The sequence below is a fragment of the Streptomyces sp. MGP-P1 genome (assembly GCF_057766565.1).
The window spans coordinates 599,304-618,465 of sequence record NZ_JBYMEM010000007.1; the positions used below are offsets into that span (position 1 = coordinate 599,304).

At 72.9% G+C, this 19,162-nt stretch carries 13 protein-coding genes; 6 read left to right on the plus strand and 7 right to left on the minus strand.

Annotated features, from left to right (window positions below):
- Window positions 1–34: 34 nt before the first annotated feature.
- The 4 genes from eccD to AC3CH1_RS24375 all read right to left on the minus strand — a co-directional run bounded on the left by eccD (window position 35) and on the right by AC3CH1_RS24375 (window position 4,527).
- Window positions 35–1,378 (minus strand): type VII secretion integral membrane protein EccD, encoded by a 1,344-nt coding sequence (eccD, locus tag AC3CH1_RS24360; protein ID WP_488464873.1) that lies wholly within the window; start codon window positions 1,376–1,378, stop codon window positions 35–37.
- A gap of 173 nt (window positions 1,379–1,551) precedes the next feature.
- A complete protein-coding gene (locus AC3CH1_RS24365; protein WP_488464874.1) occupies window positions 1,552–1,842 on the minus strand; it encodes a hypothetical protein in 291 nt (96 codons plus the stop codon).
- A gap of 73 nt (window positions 1,843–1,915) precedes the next feature.
- Window positions 1,916–2,800, minus strand: coding sequence for a GNAT family N-acetyltransferase (locus tag AC3CH1_RS24370; RefSeq protein WP_488464875.1), 885 nt, complete (start codon window positions 2,798–2,800; stop codon window positions 1,916–1,918).
- A gap of 140 nt (window positions 2,801–2,940) precedes the next feature.
- On the minus strand, window positions 2,941–4,527 hold the full coding sequence (locus AC3CH1_RS24375) for a PucR family transcriptional regulator (protein WP_488464876.1): 1,587 nt from the start codon (window positions 4,525–4,527) through the stop codon (window positions 2,941–2,943).
- Window positions 4,528–4,631: 104 nt separating this feature from the next.
- Between AC3CH1_RS24375 and AC3CH1_RS24380 the strand changes: the two genes are divergently transcribed.
- From AC3CH1_RS24380 to AC3CH1_RS24390, 3 genes are all read left to right on the plus strand, one after another.
- Entirely contained in the window at window positions 4,632–6,107 is a 1,476-nt protein-coding gene (locus AC3CH1_RS24380) for a sodium:solute symporter family protein (protein WP_488464877.1), read from the plus strand.
- Between the two features lie 493 nt (window positions 6,108–6,600).
- The gene (gene speB, locus AC3CH1_RS24385) at window positions 6,601–7,584 is read left to right on the plus strand and encodes an agmatinase (RefSeq protein ID WP_488464878.1); all 984 of its coding nucleotides are present in this window, start codon (window positions 6,601–6,603) and stop codon (window positions 7,582–7,584) included.
- Window positions 7,581–9,263 carry a thiamine pyrophosphate-binding protein gene (locus tag AC3CH1_RS24390; protein WP_488464879.1) on the plus strand — a complete coding sequence of 561 codons (1,683 nt, stop codon included), beginning with the start codon at window positions 7,581–7,583 and terminating at the stop codon, window positions 9,261–9,263. The genes speB and AC3CH1_RS24390 overlap by 4 nt, the downstream gene beginning before the upstream one ends.
- 171 nt (window positions 9,264–9,434) lie before the next feature.
- Here the strand turns inward: AC3CH1_RS24390 and AC3CH1_RS24395 are convergent, their stop codons facing one another.
- Entirely contained in the window at window positions 9,435–9,647 is a 213-nt protein-coding gene (locus AC3CH1_RS24395) for a hypothetical protein (protein ID WP_488464880.1), read from the minus strand.
- Window positions 9,648–10,121: 474 nt separating this feature from the next.
- Here AC3CH1_RS24395 and AC3CH1_RS24400 point away from each other — a divergent pair, with 474 nt between their 5' ends.
- The 3 genes from AC3CH1_RS24400 to AC3CH1_RS24410 all read left to right on the plus strand — a co-directional run bounded on the left by AC3CH1_RS24400 (window position 10,122) and on the right by AC3CH1_RS24410 (window position 16,135).
- Window positions 10,122–13,853 carry an ABC transporter ATP-binding protein gene (locus AC3CH1_RS24400; RefSeq protein ID WP_488464881.1) on the plus strand — a complete coding sequence of 1,244 codons (3,732 nt, stop codon included), beginning with the start codon at window positions 10,122–10,124 and terminating at the stop codon, window positions 13,851–13,853.
- 350 nt (window positions 13,854–14,203) lie between these two features.
- Window positions 14,204–14,527: a hypothetical protein gene (locus AC3CH1_RS24405; RefSeq protein ID WP_488464882.1), complete on the plus strand. Its 324-nt coding sequence runs from the start codon at window positions 14,204–14,206 to the stop codon at window positions 14,525–14,527.
- 123 nt (window positions 14,528–14,650) lie between these two features.
- Window positions 14,651–16,135: a S28 family serine protease gene (locus tag AC3CH1_RS24410; protein WP_488464883.1), complete on the plus strand. Its 1,485-nt coding sequence runs from the start codon at window positions 14,651–14,653 to the stop codon at window positions 16,133–16,135.
- A 69-nt stretch (window positions 16,136–16,204) separates the two neighbouring features.
- On the opposite strand, the gene AC3CH1_RS24415 is transcribed toward AC3CH1_RS24410, so the two are convergent.
- Both AC3CH1_RS24415 and AC3CH1_RS24420 read right to left on the minus strand, forming a co-directional pair.
- Entirely contained in the window at window positions 16,205–18,037 is a 1,833-nt protein-coding gene (locus AC3CH1_RS24415; protein WP_488464884.1) for a glycoside hydrolase family 3 protein, read from the minus strand.
- 255 nt (window positions 18,038–18,292) lie between these two features.
- Window positions 18,293–19,081: a sugar phosphate isomerase/epimerase family protein gene (locus AC3CH1_RS24420; RefSeq protein WP_488464885.1), complete on the minus strand. Its 789-nt coding sequence runs from the start codon at window positions 19,079–19,081 to the stop codon at window positions 18,293–18,295.
- Window positions 19,082–19,162 lie beyond the last annotated feature (81 nt).

The window sequence follows — 19,162 nt, forward strand, 5'->3', positions numbered from 1 at the left end:
CGATGCCCCGACCGGAGCCGCCCGCGCATGAATGTCAGAACTTGTCGAGCAACTGGCCGTAGACGCCGAACACGCCGATGGCGAGCGGGAACAGCCCCACCATGCCGATGGACTCGATCAGGTCGGCGGTGCGCCGGAGCCTCACCCGTACATGCTCGGGAGGCTCCACCGCCAGGGTGAGCAGGGGCAGCAGCGCCGCCACGCCGAGCACCACGACGGGGCCCGCGCCGCCGGACGGCTGCTCCATCCACAGCGTCACGAGGCATACGAGCAGGACCGCCGCGCCGACGAACAGGGCCACCACCTCGGCCACCAGAGGGAACGCGCGAGCCCTCGACAGCAGCACCACGGCTACCAGTGAGGGCAGGAGCACCGTCCACACGGTCGGTCGCGCGGTCAGGGTGAGGAGCCAGCCCGCCGCCGTCGCCGACGACGCGGTGACCACGGTGGCGAGGGCGAGTCCACGGTGCGTGGCGGTCAGTGCGTCGGCCACGTCGTGACGGCTGACCGATGCCCCGCCCGACCGCCGGTCATCGAGCGCGGTGAGGCCGGACGCCATCAGCGCGAGTCGGGGCAGCACGCCGAGCAGCACCACGGAGAACACCGCCATCACGGCGCCCAGCCGGGCCGGATCCGGCTCCACGGCGGCGACGGCCTCCCACACCGCGGTGACGGCGGCGGTGGCTCCGGCGCCGATCAGACCACCGCGGCCGAGCGGCGAGAAGAACCCGAGCAGCAGCAGCGCCAGGGCCACCGCCGTCGCCACGGCGGCGAGCCGGGCCGGGCCCGACCAGCCGTACGCGTCGGCGGCGGTCCAGGCCGTGAGGACGCCGAGGCCGCCCGAGACGAACAGCAGCGCGGTCGCCAGACCGCGGTTGCCCGTTCCGATCCGGGCGCACAGCGCACCACCCACCAGCAGGACGACGGTGGCGGCCGCCAACGCGACGGCCAGGGTGCCGAGTGGGAATTCGCGCCGGGCCAACAGGGCGGCGATCACCGCGAAGGCCACGGTCGACGCCCCGGCGGTGACCCTGCGAGCGGCCGGACGCCAGCGCCAGGCCTGCAGGTCGAGGCTGTCGGCCACCTGGTCCGTGACGTCGTGGACGACCGGGGCGGGTGGAGCCGCGTGGGTCCTGACCAGGCGCAGCACGGCGCCGTCGCTGACGCCGGCCGAGGCGAGCGTGCTGTCGTGCGGCAGGGCCGAACCGTCGGAGGCGATCAACTGCCGGGTCAACGGCCGTGAAGCCGCGCGGTCATCCAGCAACCGCAGTATGTCCGGCAGTAGTTGACCGATGGGCGTGTCCGAGGGCAGCACGATGTCGGCCCGGCGCCGCTCGCCGACCAGGGTCACCCGGCTCAGTTCCGATCGGGACGTCATTGCTGTGCTCACCACTTACGGAAACCTATCATCGTGATGTACCGAAATTTCGGGCCAATGAGGCATAGGGCATTGCGTGGTTGGCGCATTTCCGTGCTCGGCGAAATCTCGCCTGCGATAGGTGCCCGCCTGGTGAATTTCGGGCCGCTTCGTCGTTTCTCGGCCGGAGCTGATCAGGGGCCCTTCGCCGGGCCGGAGGAATGCGTCGGCGGCTCGTACCGCTGTGCCTGCCGCTGCTGTTTCTCCTGCTCGGCCTTCTGTTTGTCCAACGTGTGCTGGAGGAAGGACCAGCCGACGCACCCGGCGCAGAGCACGGCGGTGATGGCGATGCCCGCGAATACCTTCCCGAGCCGTTCGTCGGCGGTGCGCCGTGCGCGCCCCATGCCGAAGAGCAGAGCATCCCGCGTCCTGCGGCGGCGTACCCCTACCGATTCCAGCAACTGACTGTCGTAATCCCGTGCCACACCGTCCCCCTTTGCCACTGCAACATACCGAGGGGCGGTTGTGGAGTACACACCAGGGGCCGGGACGCGGTGTTCACACCCGGCCGGGGCGCGTCCAGTCGTGGTTCTCGCGTACGAGGGTGAATCCGGCCGACCGGTACAGCGCTGCCGCCGCCTCGTTGCCGGCCGGCGTCAGGACGGCCACCGCGCTCGCGCCCCGGTCGACGAGCGCCGCGCACGCGCCCCGTACGGCGTCGCGCCCGTAGCCGTGGCCGCGGTGGTCCGGATGGGTGCCGACCGGTTCGAGCAGGCCGCATCGGCCCGTGCCCCCGAACCAGCCGGTCGCGGCGGCGGCGGGGTCCCCGGCGGGCGTGCGGACGAGCGTCTCCACGGCGAGGTGGCCCGCGGGGGACTCCTTCATCCTGCGCCAGTGGTCGACGGAGAACGTGGAGCCCGCGAAGGCGGCTCGGTGGACCAGCGCCCGGTCGGCGGCGTCGGACCCGGTGAGCTGTACCGCGCGGCTCGACATCGGCTCCGGGGCCCAGGAGAAGACGAGCCACGGCTCCTCGGTGTCCGGCTCCCAGCCGGGCACCGGCAGGCCGTCGGTCGCGTCGTTGCCGGGTACGAGCAGGTGCTCCGCGTCCGCCGCGAGCGCTCCGAGGTCGGCGTCGGGCGCGGCGGTCACGCGCAGCACGGGGCCGTCGAGGAAGCCGACCGCCACGGGTGCCGCCTTCGCCGCATCGCCGGACCGGACCTCGGCCTGCGAGGAGGACCGCGAGGAGGCGCGGGCCTCGGTCCCTGCGGAGGTCCGGGCGTCGGTCCAGAGGTAGACGGCCGCGTCGCCCAGTCGCAGGAGCCAGCCCACGTCGCCGGGGTGCAGGCTCCCGGACGGGGCGTCGGGCGGTGTCCACGCGCGCAGGGCGCGCAGCGCCGGGCCGGTGCCGGCAGGGGACAGGCGGTGCCGCGCGAGTGAGGCCATGCGCGGAGACTAGTCAGCGCGCCACGGAGGCGCGAAGGCTTATGTGCCCGGGGTGCCCGGGGTGCCCGGGGTGCCCGGGGTGCCCGGGGTGCCCAGTGGGCCCGGGGTGCCCAGTGGGCCCGGTGGGTCCGGGCCGGTGGTCATGTCTGTCGCAGCGCGAACCACAACTCCGCCCGTACGTCCATGTCGTCCAGGTCCGCGTCCAGCAAATCCCCGCACCGCCCGACGCGTTGACGGACGGTGTTGCGGTGGACGCCGAGGGCCACCGCCGTACGGTCCCAACTGCCGTGGAGGGAGATCCAGCAGCGCAGGGTGTCGGCCAACGGCGCGGTGAGCGGGGCGAGGAGGGCGCGGGCGTGGGCGGCCGCCTGTTCGGGCGGGACCAGCGCGGCGAGGCCGCTCGTCGGGGCGTCCACCGTCAACGGGGCGCGGGTCGCCCGCGCGTGGGCCAGGGCGCGGGCGGCCAGGGTGTCGGCGGTGGCGAGAGCGGTGACGGGGGTGGGTGCGGACGCGCCGAGCGTCCAGCCGGGCCTCGGGGTGAGGTGGGCGGAGCGGGACGGTGGTGGATCCGTCACCGCAGGATCGTCGTTCAGCGGCTCCCCGCCCTCCGCCGGGCCCGCTCCGCCGCCCGGGCCCGCTCCGCCGCCCGGGCCCAGCAGCAGCCGGACCGCCTCGCCCGCCCCGCGTCCCGCGTCGACCAGGGCCGTGCCCAGCGACGCGCCCAGGGCCCCGGCCGTCAGGGCGTCCGCCGGGGCGCCGTCCGTGCGGCGGGCGTGGATCACCGTCCAGGGGCCGGCGGAGCCGAGGAGCGAAGCCACCTCGGCGGGGGAGGCCCCCAGGAGCATGCGGACCAGGGCCGCCGAACGGCCCGCCGCGTCCGCGCCCTGGTGGGGGGCGGCCAGGAGGGAGAGGAGGACCACCGCGATGCCCGCCACCGTGTGGTCGCCGGACTCCCGTCGCCGGGTCGCCAGCGCCAGGACCAGGCCCTCGCCGCCGCCCAGCGCGTACGCGGACAGGTGGGTGCCGCCGTGGGTGTCGGTGGCCGAGGAGGGGGAGCCGGGGCGTTCGCGGGCGACCACCCGGGCCAGCCGGGTCAGGGCCCCCGCCGCCTCCGGGTCCGGGCGGCGGCCCGCCGCGTGGACCTCCTCGCCCCGCGCCGTCAGCAGGACCGCCCGGCCGCCGAGCTGCGCCGCGAGCTGGTGGAGGACCGCCGGTACGGGGTCGGGACGGGCCGCCGCCGTCGCCAGCGCCTGCTGGGCGCGGGTCACCCGGCGCAGCTCGCGGTGGCGCGCCTCGGCCATCAGCCGCCAGACCGCCCGCGCGATCGCGGTGAACGGGGTCTCGGGCGGCACCTCCAGCAGCGGCAGACCCGCCCGGTCGCACGCCTCGATCAGGGCCCGGGGCACCGTCTCGTGCACCGGCCGGACCCCGAAACCCAGCGCCGCCGCCCCCGCCTCCACCAGTCGGCCGACGTAGTGGTCCGGGTCGGTCAGCAGCACGCCCGCGCTCAGCAGCAGTTCGCCGCCGAGCAGATACGGATACGGGTCGGCCATCTCCGAGGTGTGCACCCAGAGCAGATCGGCGTCGGCCGGGCCCGCGATCCGGCGCAGGCCCAGCTCCTCGCGGGCCAGGAGTTCCGCCAGCGGGATGGGCGGGGTCGGCGGGCCGGCCGGCGGAGTCGTCTGCGGGGGGCCCGCGGAAGGGTTCGGCATGGACGTTTCATCCATTCAGTGCGTCGAGGATGGAGGAAACGTACACTTCAGCGTCGGCTTTCGGCCACCTACCGTCTTCCTCGCACGTACATCTGTTTGCGCGAGACGGAGGGAAGCCCATGGCTGTCGACTACGCCGTGATCGTCGTCTACCTTGCCGGCATGCTCGCCATGGGCTGGTGGGGCATGCGCCGCGCCAAGTCGAAGAGCGAGTTCCTGGTCGCGGGACGCCGCCTCGGCCCGGGGATGTACTCCGGCACCATGGCCGCGATCGTCCTCGGCGGCGCGTCCACCATCGGCGGCGTCGGTCTCGGCTACCAGTACGGCCTCTCCGGCGCGTGGATGGTCTTCACCATCGGCCTCGGCCTGCTCGCGCTGTCCGTCTTCTTCTCCGCGCGGATCGCCCGGCTGAAGGTCTACACCGTCTCCGAGATGCTCGACCTGCGCTACGGCGGCCGGGCCGGGATCATCTCCGGCGTCGTGATGTGGGCGTACACCCTGATGCTCGCGGTCACCTCGACCATCGCGTACGCCACCATCTTCGACGTCCTCTTCGACGTGGACCGCACCCTCGCGATCGTCCTCGGCGGCGCGATCGTCGTCGCGTACTCGACGCTCGGCGGCATGTGGTCGATCACGCTCACCGACATGGTCCAGTTCGTCGTCAAGACCATCGGGGTGCTGCTGCTCCTGCTGCCGATCGCCGTCGTCAAGGCGGGCGGCTTCAGCGAGATGAAGGCCCAGCTGCCGACCGAGTACTTCGACCCGCTCGGCATCGGCGGCGAGACGATCTTCACGTACGTGCTGATCTACACGTTCGGCATGCTCATCGGGCAGGACATCTGGCAGCGCGTGTTCACCGCGCGCAGCGACAGGACGGCGCGCTGGGGCGGCACGGTCGCCGGTACGTACTGTCTCGTCTACGCCATCGCCGGGGCCGTCATCGGCACCGCCGCCAAGGTGATGTACCCGAACCTGGCCAGCTCGGACGCCGCCTTCGCGACGATCGTCAAGGACGAGCTGCCGGTGGGCGTGCGCGGACTGGTGCTCGCCGCCGCGCTGGCGGCCGTGATGTCGACCTCCTCCGGCGCGCTGATCGCCTGCGCCACCGTCGCCAACAACGACATCTGGTCCCGGATCCGCGGGGCGGTCGGCCGGGGGGGGGGGGGCAGCGAGGAACCGCACGACGAGGTCAAGGGCAACCGGGTCTTCATCCTGATCATGGGCGTCGGCGTCATCCTCATCGCCATCGTGCTGAACGACGTGGTCGAAGCGCTGACCGTCGCGTACAACCTGCTGGTCGGCGGGCTGCTCGTGCCGATCATCGGCGGGCTGCTGTGGCGGCGCGGCACGGCGGCGGGGGCGCTGTCGGCGGTGTGCGTCGGGGGTGTCGCGGTGATCGGGCTGATGGCGCACTACGGGATCCTCGCCAACCAGCCGATCTATTACGGGCTGCTGGCGTCGCTGGCCGTGTACGTCGTCGTCTCGCTGGCGACGCCGCCGACGGACGCGGTGGTGCTTGACGCTTGGCGCGAGCGGTTGGCGGGGCGCGCATCCAGCCCGTCCGGCGTGCACCCCAGCCCGTCCGGCGTTTGAGGACGGAACCCTGGCACCGGTCCGGCCGACCTCAAAGATGCCCTCAATCGCCGGGCGGGCTTGATGTGGCCGACCTCAATGATGCCCTCAATCGCCGGGCGGGCTTGATGTGGCCGACCTCAATGATGCCCTCAATCGCCGGGCGGGCTTGATGTGGCCGACCTCAATGATGCCCTCAATCGCCGGGCGGGCTTGATGTGGCCGACCTCAATGATGCCCTCAATCGCCGGGCGGGCTTGATGTGGCCGACCTCAATGATGCCCTCAATCGCCGGGCGGGCTTGATGTGGCCGACCTCAATGATGCCCTCAATCGCCGGGCGGGCTTGATGTGGGCGGCCGGGCCCAGAGACGTCCTCAATCGCCGGACGGGCTGAATGCGGCCGGGAGGGCGCGAGATGGCCGGACGGGCTGTCTGCGGCCCGACGGGCCGGGGTTGTCCGTCGCACCCCGCACACTTGACACCGTACGAAACCGAAGGAAAGGCACACTCCCATGAGCAGCACCGATGCGCCGCGCGGCCCCATCGACTCCTCCCGCGTCCCGCGGTACGCCGGGCCCGCGACGTTCGCCCGGCTGCCCCGGCTCGACGAGGTCGGCCGCACCGACGTCGCCGTGGTCGGCGTGCCCTTCGACACCGGGGTCTCCTACCGGCCCGGCGCCCGCTTCGGCGGCAACGCCATCCGTGAGGCCTCCCGGCTGCTGCGCCCGTACAACCCGGCGCAGGACGCCTCCCCGTTCGCCCTCGCGCAGGTCGCCGACGCCGGGGACATCGCGGCGAACCCGTTCAACATCAACGAGGCCGTCGAGACCATCGAGGGCGCGGCCGACGACCTCCTGGGCACCGGCGCACGCCTGATGACCCTCGGCGGCGACCACACCATCGCCCTGCCCCTCCTGCGCTCCGTCGCCAAGAAGCACGGGCCCGTCGCCCTGCTCCACTTCGACGCGCACCTGGACACCTGGGACACCTACTTCGGTGCCGAGTACACCCACGGCACCCCGTTCCGCCGCGCCGTCGAGGAGGGCATCCTCGACACCTCCGCCCTCTCCCACGTCGGCACCCGCGGCCCGCTCTACGGCAAGCAGGACCTGACCGACGACGAGAAGATGGGCTTCGGCATCGTCACCTCGGCCGACGTCATGCGGCGCGGCGTCGACGAGATCGCCGACCAGCTGCGGCAGCGCATCGGCGACCGGCCGCTGTACATCTCCATCGACATCGACGTCCTGGACCCGGCGCACGCCCCCGGCACCGGCACCCCCGAGGCCGGCGGCCTCACCTCCCGCGAGCTGCTGGAGATCCTGCGCGGGCTCTCCTCCTGCCACCTGGTCTCCGCCGACCTGGTCGAGGTCGCCCCGGCGTACGACCACGCCGAGATCACCTCCGTGGCCGCCTCGCACGCCGCGTACGAGCTGACGACGATCATGTCCCGCCAGATCGCCGCGGAGAAGGCGAAGGGGGCCGCGTCCAAGTGAGCCACGACCACGACGACCGGCCGCAGCTCACCGCCGACCAGGCCGCCGCCGTCCTCGCCCCGCCGGCCGGCCGCAACGGCGGCGACCTCGTCGTCGAGTCCCTCCAGGGGCTCGGCGCGACCACCGTCTTCGGGCTGCCCGGCCAGCACGCGCTCGGCATGTTCGACGCGCTGCGCCGCTCCTCCCTCCGTTACGTCGGACTCCGCGTCGAGAACAACGCGGGCTTCGCCGCCGACGCGTACGGCCGGATCACGGGGGAGGTCGCGCCGCTGCTCCTGTCCACCGGGCCCGGGGCGCTGACCTCGCTCGCCGCACTCCAGGAGGCGGCCGCCGCCTCCGCGCCCGTCCTCGCGATCTCCAGCCAGATCCCCACGGCGGGGCTCGGCGGCGGGCGGCACGGCTATCTCCACGAGCTGCGCGACCAGCAGGCCTCCGTCCGCGACATCGTGAAGTCCGTGCACACCGTGCGGTCCGCCTCGCAGATCCCCTCCGCCATCGCCGCCGCCTGGGAGTCCGCGCTGTCCGCCCCGCACGGGCCGGTCTGGGTGGAGATCCCGCAGGACGTGCTGCTCGCCGAGACGGCGCTCCCGGTCGTCAGCGCCATGGACGCCACCCCGCGCGACCTCTACCCGCGCCCCGAGCTGACGGTCGCCGCGGCCCACCTGCTGTCGAACGCCGAACGCCCGGTGATCATCGCGGGCGGCGGAGTCGTACGCTCCGACGCCTCCGGCAAGCTGCGCGCGCTGGCCGAGAAACTCGACGCCCCCGTCGTCACCACCTTCGGCGGCAAGGGCGCGTTCCCCTGGGAACATCCGCTCTCGCTCCGCTCCTGGCTGGAGGACCGGCACACGACCGACTTCCTGGAGGACGCGGACGTCCTCCTCGTCGTCGGCTCGGGGCTCGGCGAACTCTCCTCGAACTACCACACCTTCCGCCCGCGCGGCCGGGTGATCCAGATCGAGGCGGACGCCGGGAAGCTGGAGTCCAACCACCCCGCGCTCGGCATCCACTCCGACGCCCGCGAGGCCCTGTCCGACCTCCTGGAGGCCGTCGAGCGGCGCGAGGACGCGGGCGCCGCGGAGCGCGTGGCCACGGTGCTGGAGAAGGTACGGGTACGGATCGACGCCCAGGAGCTGACCCTGGAGCAGCAGGTCCTCGCCGCCGTCCGCGAGGCGCTGCCCGACACCGCGCCCAGCTTCTGGGACATGACGATCCTGGCGTACTGGGCCTGGTCCGCGTTCGACGCCCGCCGCCCCAACACCATGCACTCGGCCCAGGGCGCGGGCGGCCTCGGCTACGGCTTCCCGGCGGCCATCGGCGCGGCGGCCGCCGACCCGACGAGGCCCGTGCTCGCGGTCTCCGGCGACGGCGGCGCGATGTACTCCATCGCCGAGCTGGCCACCGCCCGCCAGTACGACCTGCCGCTGACCTGGCTGATCGTCGACGACGGCGGCTACGGCATCCTGCGCGAGTACATGACGGGCGCCTTCGGCGAGACGACCGGCACCGAGCTGTCCCGCCCGGACTTCGTCGCGCTCGCCGAGTCCTTCGGCGTACCGGCCGTCGTGACGACACCGGAGTCCCTCGCCGCCGACCTCGGCAAGGCGCTGGCGGCCCCGGGTCCGTCCGTCGTCGTGCTCCCGGCCCTGCTGCGGATGTTCGAGCCGACGCACCTGTAGGCCGTACGCGTAGGCGGTACGCGCACGGCCGTACGTGCAGGCCGTGCGTGCAGGCCGTACGTGCGGGCCGTGCGCGCGGGCCGTACGCGTAGCCGTGCGCGCAGGCCGTACGCGTACGGAGCGCGGCGGGCCGGTCCGGGCCGGGGTGCCCCCCGGCCCGGACCGGCCCGCTCACAGCTCCGCGAGCGCCTTCTCGATCGCGGCCTCCTGCGCCTGGACACCCTCCTGGAACCGGGCCCGCTCCGCCGGGTCCCGGATCTCCCCGGGCAGCTCACGGCCAAGGGGCAGCAGGTCCGGCAGCTGCCGGAACACCACCGCGGCGGCGGGCCCCTCGCCCCGGTTGGCGGCGGCGGCCAGATACCGGCCCGCCTGCCACAGGTGCACGGTGAGGTGCTTGCGCGGTTCGGTCGACGCCTGCCGCCGCTTTCCCGGGCCTCCCCAGGGAGTGGTGCGTGCCCTCGCCGAGGCGCTCCAGCGCGGCGAGCGCCGCGTAGAGCCGTCCGCAACGGTAGGCCTCGGTGAGCCGGTCGTTCGCCATGCTTCCTGTCCCCTTCGGCGGCCCTTCCGACGGCCTTCCGACGGGGAGGCCGCCCATGCCGCTGCGGATGACTACCCGCCCGGCCGGGGCTCCGAACCGCTCCCAGGACCCGGGCCGGGGCTCCCGGCCGGGGCCTGGGACCCCGGTACCGCACGCCCCCGACCATCGGCCCCGTTCGCCGCCCCCTTTTGTTGCGGCGGGATGAAATCCGCAGCCCCGGGCGTTGGTGCCTTGCGGTAGGCCAGGGGGAACCAGTGGAACAACTGGATCAGCTGGATCAGCGGACAGGCCGAGGTGAAGGCCGCGACGGGAGGCAACGCGTGACGGGCGCAGAGCAACAGGGGTGGGGCCGGCGGCTGACCGGGTACGCGTGGCGGTACCGGCGCAACGTCGTGCTCGCTCTCGGCTCGTCGCTCGCCGGAATGGCCGTCATGGCCCTCGTTCCGCTCATCACCAAGGTGATCATCGACGACGTGGTCACCGACCACACCCGCTCCCTCGCCGTCTGGACCGGACTGCTCATCGGCGCGGCCGTCCTCGTCTACATAGCCACCTACATCCGCAGGTACTACGGCGGCCGGCTCGCCCTGGACGTCCAGCACGACCTGCGTACGGACATGTACACGACGATCACCCGGCTCGACGGGAAACGGCAGGACGAACTGTCCACCGGGCAGGTCGTCGGCCGGGCCACCAGCGACCTCCAGCTGATCCAGGGGCTGCTGTTCATGCTCCCGATGACCATCGGGAACGTGCTGCTCTTCGTCATCTCCCTGGTGATCATGGCGTGGCTCTCGCTGCCCCTGACCCTCGTCGCGCTCGCCGTCGCCCCCGCCCTCTGGTTCATCGCCCGCCGCTCCCGCACCCGGCTCTTCCCCGCCACCTGGTACGCCCAGAGCCAGGCAGCCGCCGTCGCCGGAGTCGTCGACGGGGCCGTCTCCGGGGTCCGGGTCGTCAAGGGCTTCGGCCAGGAGGACCAGGAGACCGGCAAACTCCGCGAGGTCGGACGCCGGCTGTTCGCCGGGCGGCTGCGCACCATCAAGCTGAACTCCCGCTACACCCCCGCCCTCCAGGCGGTGCCCGCGCTCGGCCAGGTCGCCATGCTCGCCCTCGGCGGCTGGCTGGCCACCCGGGGCGAGATCACCCTCGGCACGTTCGTCGCCTTCTCCACCTACCTCGCGCAGCTCGTCGGCCCCGTCCGGATGCTCGCCATGGTCCTCACCGTCGGCCAGCAGGCCCGGGCCGGTGTGGAACGCGTCCTGGAGCTCATCGACACCGAACCCTCCATGCGGGACGGTACGAAGGAGCTGCCCGCCGACGCCCCGGCCGGCATCGAGTTCGACGACGTACGGTTCGGTTACGACGACGAGCGGCCCGTCCTCGACGGCTTCTCGCTCACCGTCGAACCCGGCGAGACCGTCGCCGTCGTCGGCGCGTCCGGCAGCGGCAAGTCCACCGTCTCGCTCCTGCTGCCCCGCTTCTACGACGTCTCCCACGGGGCCGTCCTCATCGGCGGCCACGACGTCCGCGAGCTGACCCAGGCGTCCCTGCGCTCCGCCATCGGGCTCGTCCCCGAGGACAGCTTCCTCTTCTCCGACACCATCCGCGCCAACATCGCCTACGGCCTCCCCGACGCCACCCAGGAGCAGATCGAACAGGCCGCCCGCGCCGCCCAGGCCGACCGGTTCATCGCCGACCTGCCGAAGGGGTACGACACCACCGTCGGCGAACACGGGCTCACCCTCTCCGGCGGCCAGCGCCAGCGCGTCGCCCTCGCCCGCGCCATCCTCACCGACCCCCGGCTCCTCCTCCTCGACGACGCGACCTCCGCCGTCGACGCCCGCGTCGAGCACGAGATCCACGAGGCCCTCAAGCAGGTGATGGCGGGCCGTACGACGCTCCTCATCGCCCACCGCCGCTCCACCCTCCAGCTGGCCGACCGCATCGCCGTCCTGGACGGCGGGAAGCTCGCCGCGATCGGCACCCACGAGGAGCTGGAGCGCACCTCCGCGCTCTACCGCCGCCTCCTCACCGACCCCGACGAGCTGGGCGGCACCTCGCCCGGCCACCGGCGGACGCTCCCGAAGGCCGGCCCCGAGGACGACCGCGCGCTCCAGGAGGAGCTGGACGCCGAGTTCGACGCGGAGCGCGGCATCACGCCCGCGCTCTGGATCCGCGAGGAGGAGGAGCGGGACACCACCGTCGCCGGCATGCCCGCGACGCCCGAGCTGCTCGCCCAGGTCGAGGCCCTGCCGCCCGCCACCGGCACCCCCGAGGTCGACGAGGCCGCCGCCGTGCGGCCGGAGGACTCCTACGGGCTGCGCCGGCTGCTGCGCGGTTTCGGCGCGGTCCTGCTGATCAGCCTCGGGCTCGTCGCCGTCGACGCCGGCATGGGCCTGCTGCTGCCGGTCCTGATCCGGCACGGCATCGACGAGGGCGTCTCCCAGCTCTCCACCGGTGCGGTGTGGGCGGCGTCCGCGATCGCGCTCGTCGTCGTGCTCGTCCAGTGGGTCGCGCAGACCGGCGAGATCCGGATGACCGGCCGGACCGGCGAGCGGATCCTCTACGCGCTCCGACTGAAGATCTTCGCCCAGCTCCAGCGGCTCGGCCTCGACTACTACGAGCGGGAGCTGACCGGCCGGATCATGACCCGGATGACGACGGACGTGGACGCGCTCGCCACGTTCCTCCAGACCGGGCTCGTCACCGCGTTCGTCTCCGTCGTCACCTTCTTCGGCATCATGGCCGCACTGCTCGTCCTGGACGTCCAGCTCGCCCTGGTCGTCTTCGCCACCCTGCCCGTGCTGATCATCGGCACCGTCTTCTTCCGGCGCAGCAGCGTCAAGGCGTACGAGCTGGCCCGGACCCGCATCAGCGCCGTCAACGCCGACCTCCAGGAGTCCGTCTCCGGCCTCCGGATCGTCCAGGCCTTCGGCCGCGAGCACGACGGGGCCGCCCGCTTCGCCGAGCACAGCGACCACTACCGCCAGGCCCGGGTACGCGGCCAGTGGCTGATCTCCGTCTACTTCCCGTTCGTCCAGCTGCTGGCCTCGATCGCCGCCGCCGCCGTGATCATCGTCGGAGCGGGCCGGGTCGACAACGGCACGCTGACCGTCGGCGCCCTGGTCGCCTACCTCCTCTACATCGAGCTGTTCTTCGCCCCCGTCCAGCAGCTCTCCCAGGTCTTCGACGGCTACCAGCAGGCGACCGTCTCCCTGGGCCGCATCCAGGAGCTGCTGCGCGAGCCCACCTCGACCGCCGACCCGGACGAGCCGCTCGACGTGCTCTCGCTGCGCGGCGAGATCGCGTTCGAGGACGTCTCCTTCGCGTACGGCTCCGACGAGGAGGCCCTGACCGGTGTCGACCTGCGCATCCCGGCGGGCCAGACGGTGGCGTTCGTCGGGGAGACGGGGGCCGGGAAGTCGACCCTCGTCAAGCTCGTCGCCCGGTACTACGACCCCACGGGCGGCCGGGTCACCGCCGACGGAGCCGATCTGCGCACCCTCGACATGACCGCCTACCGGCACCGCCTCGGCGTCGTCCCGCAGGAGGCGTACCTCTTCGCCGGCACGGTCCGCGACGCCATCGCCTACGGGCTGCCCGACGCCTCCGACGCCCAGGTGGAGGCCGCCGCCCGCGCGGTCGGCGCGCACGAGATGATCGCCACGCTGGAGGACGGCTACCTCCACGAGGTCGCCGAGCGCGGACGCAACCTCTCCGCCGGACAGCGCCAGCTCATCGCGCTGGCCCGCGCCGAACTCGTCGACCCGGACATCCTGCTCCTGGACGAGGCCACCGCCGCCCTGGACCTCGCCACCGAGGCCCTGGTCAACCAGGCCACCGACCGCCTCGCAGGCCGCCGCACCACGCTGGTGGTGGCCCACCGGCTGACCACCGCCGCCCGCGCCGACCGGGTCGTGGTCATGGACCACGGGCGCGTCGTCGAGGACGGCACACACGACGAACTGCTCGCCCGGGGCGGGCGGTACGCCCGGCTGTGGCGCACCTTCATCGGCGAGGGCATAGGGGAGGACGAGCCGGCGGGCGTCTGAGGGGCGGCGGCCCCCCCCCCCCCCGCGTGCAACCTCCCGCCCGTCCGCTGCGTCGTAGCCAGAGACGCACGGGTGCGTACAGACGTCAGGTGGGGGCGAAGGTGTTCGACAGGACTGCGGAGCCGGTGAGACCCATGAGACCGACAGGATCGACAGGGCCGGCTGGATGGGCAGGGCCGACCCGGTCGCCAGGGCCGACCCGGTCGCCAGGGCCGACCCGGTCGCCAGGGCTGACCCGGTCGCCAGGGTCGACCCGGTCGCCGGGACCGGCGGGATCGGCAGGGTCGCCAGGCACGGCGGGACGGCCCCTCCTGGTCCGCCTCCTCGTCCTGCTCCTGCTGGCCGGACTCGTGCCCCTTCTCGGCGCCCCCGGCGTCGCCCGGGCCGCCTCCGGCTGCTCCGGCCGCCCCGCGAAGACCGTCGAGTTCTCCACGGGAGAGCTGCGCGTCTACAAGAGCCGCGCGCAGGCGTGCGCGGTGACCGTCGCCAAGAAGCCCGGCAAGCGGCGGACGATGAGCGTCACGCTCCAGGCGCGCGGCGGTCGCGCCGTCTCCGACAAGGGCAAGTACACGAAGATGGCCGGCCCGGTCACGGTCAACGCGCTCAACCGTTGCGTACGCGCCACCGGCGCGATCGGCAGGAAATCCGCCTCCACCGGATGGATTCTCTGCTGAATACGCCGGCCGGTCTTCCCCGCCGACAGGGATCTTCTCCCCTGACACGGACAACCAGGTCTGGCGTGGCGTGTGTTGCCCCGATAAGTTCACGGCGACTGTCGTGAATCAAGGGGAGCGTGCATGCGCAAGTCACTCACAGGGGTTCTCTCGCTCGCCGTGCTCATAGGCACGGTCGGAGCCACGGGGGCCTCGGCCGGTGCGGCCACCGCCGCGGAGCCGGCCGCGAAGCGGAGCAGCGGCGCCGCCCAGGGCGGCGAAGCGAGCAACGAGGACATCAAGGACCGCATCCTGGCCATCCCGGGCATGAGTCTGATCCAGGAGAAGCCCTACGCGGGCTACCGCTACTTCGTCCTCAACTACACCCAGCCGGTCGACCACCGGCGCCCGTCCAAGGGCACGTTCCAGCAGCGCCTGACGCTGCTGCACAAGGACGTGAGCCGCCCGACGGTCTTCTTCACCAGCGGCTACAACGTCTCCACCAACCCCAGCCGCAGCGAGCCGACGCAGATCATCGACGGCAACCAGGTCTCGCTGGAGTACCGCTACTTCACCCCGTCCCGGCCGGCCCCCGCCGACTGGTCGAAGCTGGACATCTGGCAGGCCGCCAGCGACCAGCACCGGGTGTTCACGGCGCTGAAGAAGATCTACGACAAGAAGTGGCTGGCCACCGGCGGGTCCAAGGGCGGCATGACCGCCACGTACTTCGAGCGCTTCTACCCGAAGGACATGGACGGCGTCGTCGCCTACGTCGCGCCCAACGACGTCGTGAACGACGAGGACTCCGCGTACGACCGGTTCTTCGCAGACGTCGGCACCGAGGAGTGCCGCGACAAGCTGGCCGACGTGCAGCGCGAGGCGCTGATCCGCCGGGCCCCGCTCCAGAAGAAGTACAAGGAGCTGGCCGCCGCCAAGGGCTGGACCTTCAACACCATCGGCTCCCTCGACCGCGCCTACGAGGCCACGGTCATGGACTACGGGTGGGCGTTCTGGCAGTACAGCCTGGCCGCCGACTGCGTGGACCTCCCGGCCGACGCCGAGAAGGCGACCGACGAGGACATCTGGAACTCCGTCGACGCCATCTCCGGCTTCTCCGCCTACGTCGACCAGGGCCTCGAGACGTACACCCCGTACTACTACCAGGCGGGCACCCAGCTCGGGTCGCCGGACATCGAGCAGCCCTGGCTGAGCGAGCTGAGCCGCTACGGCTACCAGCCCCCGCGCAACTTCGTGCCCCGCTCCATCCCGATGAAGTTCGACCGGGGCGCGATGCGGGACATCGACCGCTGGGTCAAGCGCAACGCCCGCCAGATGATGTACGTCAACGGCGAGAACGACCCGTGGAGCGCGGAGCCGTTCCGTCTCGGACGCGGTGCGAAGGACAGCTACGTCTACACCGTCCCGGGCGGCAACCACGGCGCGAAGGTCTCCGGTCTCGTCGCCGACGAGAAGGCGAAGGCCACCGCCGCGATCCTGCGCTGGGCGGGCGTCGCCCCGGCGGCCGTCGAGGCCGACCCGGCCAAGGCGAAGCCGCTGGCGAAGTTCGACAAGAAGCTGGACCAGCGCAACGGCGAGATCGAGCGCGACGAGGCCACGCTGCGCCCGTAGCGGCGTCCCCTCACACCTGGCGCGGGCCACGCCAGGTGTGAGGGGCGCGGTGCCGTCCGGTCGCCCGGGCTAGTACGACAGCCCGTGGCCCACCGGATACAGCACCTGCGTCGGGTCGTCGGCGCGCTGCACCGGGACCGGGAGGGTGCCCTCCGGATCGGCGTGGCCCGCGATCACCCGGGCGGCGGCGCGGAGTTCGACGTCGGTCCAGGAGTACGCGGCGAGGCTCGCGGCGACCCCGGTCCCGGCGAGGTGGGCGACGTCGTAGGGGTTGCGGACCGCGACGGTGACCACCGGGACGCCGGTCGCCACGAGGGCCGTGACCAGGGTGCGCTGCGAGCTGGTCGCCGTGACGTTGTACGTCGCCACGACCACCGCGTCCCTGCCCTCGGCGGCGGCGACCGCCTCGGCGATCTTCGCCTGGTTCGGAGCCGTACCGGTGGACAACGCACGTGCGGAGAAGCCCAGTTCGCCGAAGGCGTCGCGCAGGGTGCTGGTCGGTGGGCCGGTGGTCCCGGAGGGGGAGGCCGGATCGGCTCCCACCACCAGCAGGTCGCGGTGGCTGCGGCGGGAGAGCGGCAGCAGGGCGCCCGGATCGGCGAGCAGGGTCGTCGTGCGCTCGGCGATCCGGTCGGCGGCGGCCCGGTGGGCGCGGCTCCCGACCGTGCGCTCGACGCCCCGCCGACTGACGAACGGGTCGCGGAACAGGCCCAGTCGGCTCTTCAGCCGCAGGATCCGCAGGATCGATTCATCGACTCTCGCCTCGCTGATCTCACCGCCCCGCACCGCCTCCAGCACGGCGTTCCAGGCGACGGAGAGGCTCGGCGGGTTCAGCAGCTGGTCCACGCCCGCCAGCAGCGCGAGGACCGGCACGCGGTCGTCGCCGTACTTCGTGCGCACCCCCTCCATGCCGAGCGAGTCGGTGACCACCACCCCGTCGTAGCCCAGCTCCTCGCGGAGGATGCCGGTGAGGATCGGCCGGGAGAGCGTGGCCGGGTCCTCGGACGGGTCGAGTGCGGGGACCACGATGTGCGCGGTCATGATCGAGTCGATACGGGCCCGGATCGCGGCGCGGAACGGCGGGGCGTCCAGCTCCTCCCACTGTGCGCGGGTGTGGTTGATGACGGGCAGCCCGGTGTGGCTGTCGGTGCTGGTGTCCCCGTGGCCGGGGAAGTGCTTGGCGGTCGACGCGATGCCCGCGCCCTGATAGCCCTTCACCTGCTCGGCGACCAGGGCGGCGACCGCTGCGGGGTCGGAGCCGAAGGACCGTACGCCGATGACCGGGTTGGCCGGGTTGACGTTGACGTCGGCGTCCGGCGCGTAGTTCTGGTTGACGCCGAGCGCGGCCAGCTCGGCACCCGCGATCCAGGCCGCCCGGCGGGTGTCGGAGCGCGAGCCGCCCGCGCCGAGCGCCATCGCGCCGGGCAGGAGGGTGGCGGGTTCGCCGACCCGGCAGACGATGCCGTGTTCCTGGTCGGTGGAGACGAGCAGCGGCAGCCGGGAGCGCCCGGCGAGCGCGGCGCGCTGGAGGCCGTTGGAGAGGTCGGCGATCTGGAGGGGGTCGCGGGTGTTGTGCGCCCAGGTGAAGTAGATGATGCCGCCGACGTGGTACGTGGAGATCAACTCGGCGGCCGTACGGACCCCGATCTCCTTGAGGTTCGCGTCGATGTCGGCCTGGTCGGGGTCGGTGGCGGAGTGCCCGTAGACCCGCGTCACGAAGAGCTGGCCGACCTTCTCCTCCAGGCTCATCCCGGCGATGATCCGTCGCAGCCGGCGGTCGGTGGAGGCGTTCGTGGTGGGCGCGGACGCGGCGGAGGGGGTGGCGGGGGCGCCGATCGCCGCCGCCGCCGTGGCGGCCGCGGTGGCGGTGAGGAGGGTGCGTCTTGAGGTGCGGTGGGGCACGTGAGCTCCTTCCCGGGGTGAAAGAAACTTCCAAGTGAGTACGCTTATATGGAAAATAACTTCCAGTCAAGGGGCCCGGCCGCCCGCGTCACGACCCGCACGCGAACGGAGGGGCGAGAACGGACGGGCCGGAAGCAGGGGCGCGCCGCCCCACCCGGTCACGGAAGCGCACGGGCGCACACCGCCCGCGCGCACGCGAAAGCGCGGGGTACGCCGCCTCGCGCCGGCCCCCGCGCCCTGGTACCGCCCTCGCCGCTACTGCTTCGGCGCTCCGAGCCGCAGCAGGTACTCGCGTCCCGCGCGCAGCAGCCCCGGCAGCTCCGCCGCCCCCGGGTACCAGCGCTTCTCGTACTCCCAGCACACCCACGTGTCCGGATCGAGCCCGTCCAGGCAGTCCGCCAGCGGAACCACCCCGGAGCCCAGCGCCACCGGGGTGAGGTCGTCCGCCGACGCGACGTCCTTCACCTGGACGTAGCCCAGGTGCGGAGCGAGCACCGCCTGACTGGCGGCCGGCTCCTCACCGGCGAGCCACGTGTGCAGCACGTCCCAGATCGCGCCGACCCGCGGGTGCCCGACCGCGGCGACGATCCGGGCGACGTCGAGGCCCGCCCGGTGCGAGTCATGGGTCTCCAGCAGGATGCTCACACCCATGTCGGCGGCGGCCGGCGCCGCCGCACCGAGCCGCCGGGCGGCCGTCGCGTCGGCCTCCGCCTGCTCCTGGTCGCCGCCGCCCGGGAAGACCCGGACGTAGGACGCGCCCAGGTCCCGGGCGAGCTTCACCAGCTCGGACAGCTCCGCCAGGACCGGCTCGTCGTCCCCCTCGGCAGCCGCCCCCACATACCCGGCGAGGCCCAGGATCTCCACCTCGCCGGCCTTGAACGCCTCGACCACATCGGCCCGTTCCAACGACGAGAGCCCCAGGTGCACCGGCTCCTCGGGGTGGACGCGCAGCTCCACCCCGCCATAGCCGTTCCCGGCGGCGAGCCGGACGACCTCGGATACCGGCGTTCCCGGCACTCCGAGGGTGGAGAATGCGAGCTTCATCGTTCGGGTCCCTTTCCTTGTGCCGACGCCCCGCTCCTGCCCGCCGGGCCGGTGGCTACTCCCATCCGGACGACGGATGCG

Excerpts from the sequence above, each read along its gene's own strand:
- AC3CH1_RS24380 (WP_488464877.1), top strand. The coding sequence starts at position 4,632 with ATGGCTGTCGACTACGCCGTGATCGTCGTCTACCTTGCCGGCATGCTC.
- AC3CH1_RS24370 (WP_488464875.1), bottom strand. The coding sequence starts at position 2,800 with ATGGCCTCACTCGCGCGGCACCGCCTGTCCCCTGCCGGCACCGGCCCG.
- AC3CH1_RS24410 (WP_488464883.1), top strand. The coding sequence starts at position 14,651 with ATGCGCAAGTCACTCACAGGGGTTCTCTCGCTCGCCGTGCTCATAGGC.
- speB (WP_488464878.1), top strand. The coding sequence starts at position 6,601 with ATGAGCAGCACCGATGCGCCGCGCGGCCCCATCGACTCCTCCCGCGTC.
- AC3CH1_RS24420 (WP_488464885.1), bottom strand. The coding sequence starts at position 19,081 with ATGAAGCTCGCATTCTCCACCCTCGGAGTGCCGGGAACGCCGGTATCC.
- AC3CH1_RS24375 (WP_488464876.1), bottom strand. The coding sequence starts at position 4,527 with ATGGATGAAACGTCCATGCCGAACCCTTCCGCGGGCCCCCCGCAGACG.
- eccD (WP_488464873.1), bottom strand. The coding sequence starts at position 1,378 with ATGACGTCCCGATCGGAACTGAGCCGGGTGACCCTGGTCGGCGAGCGG.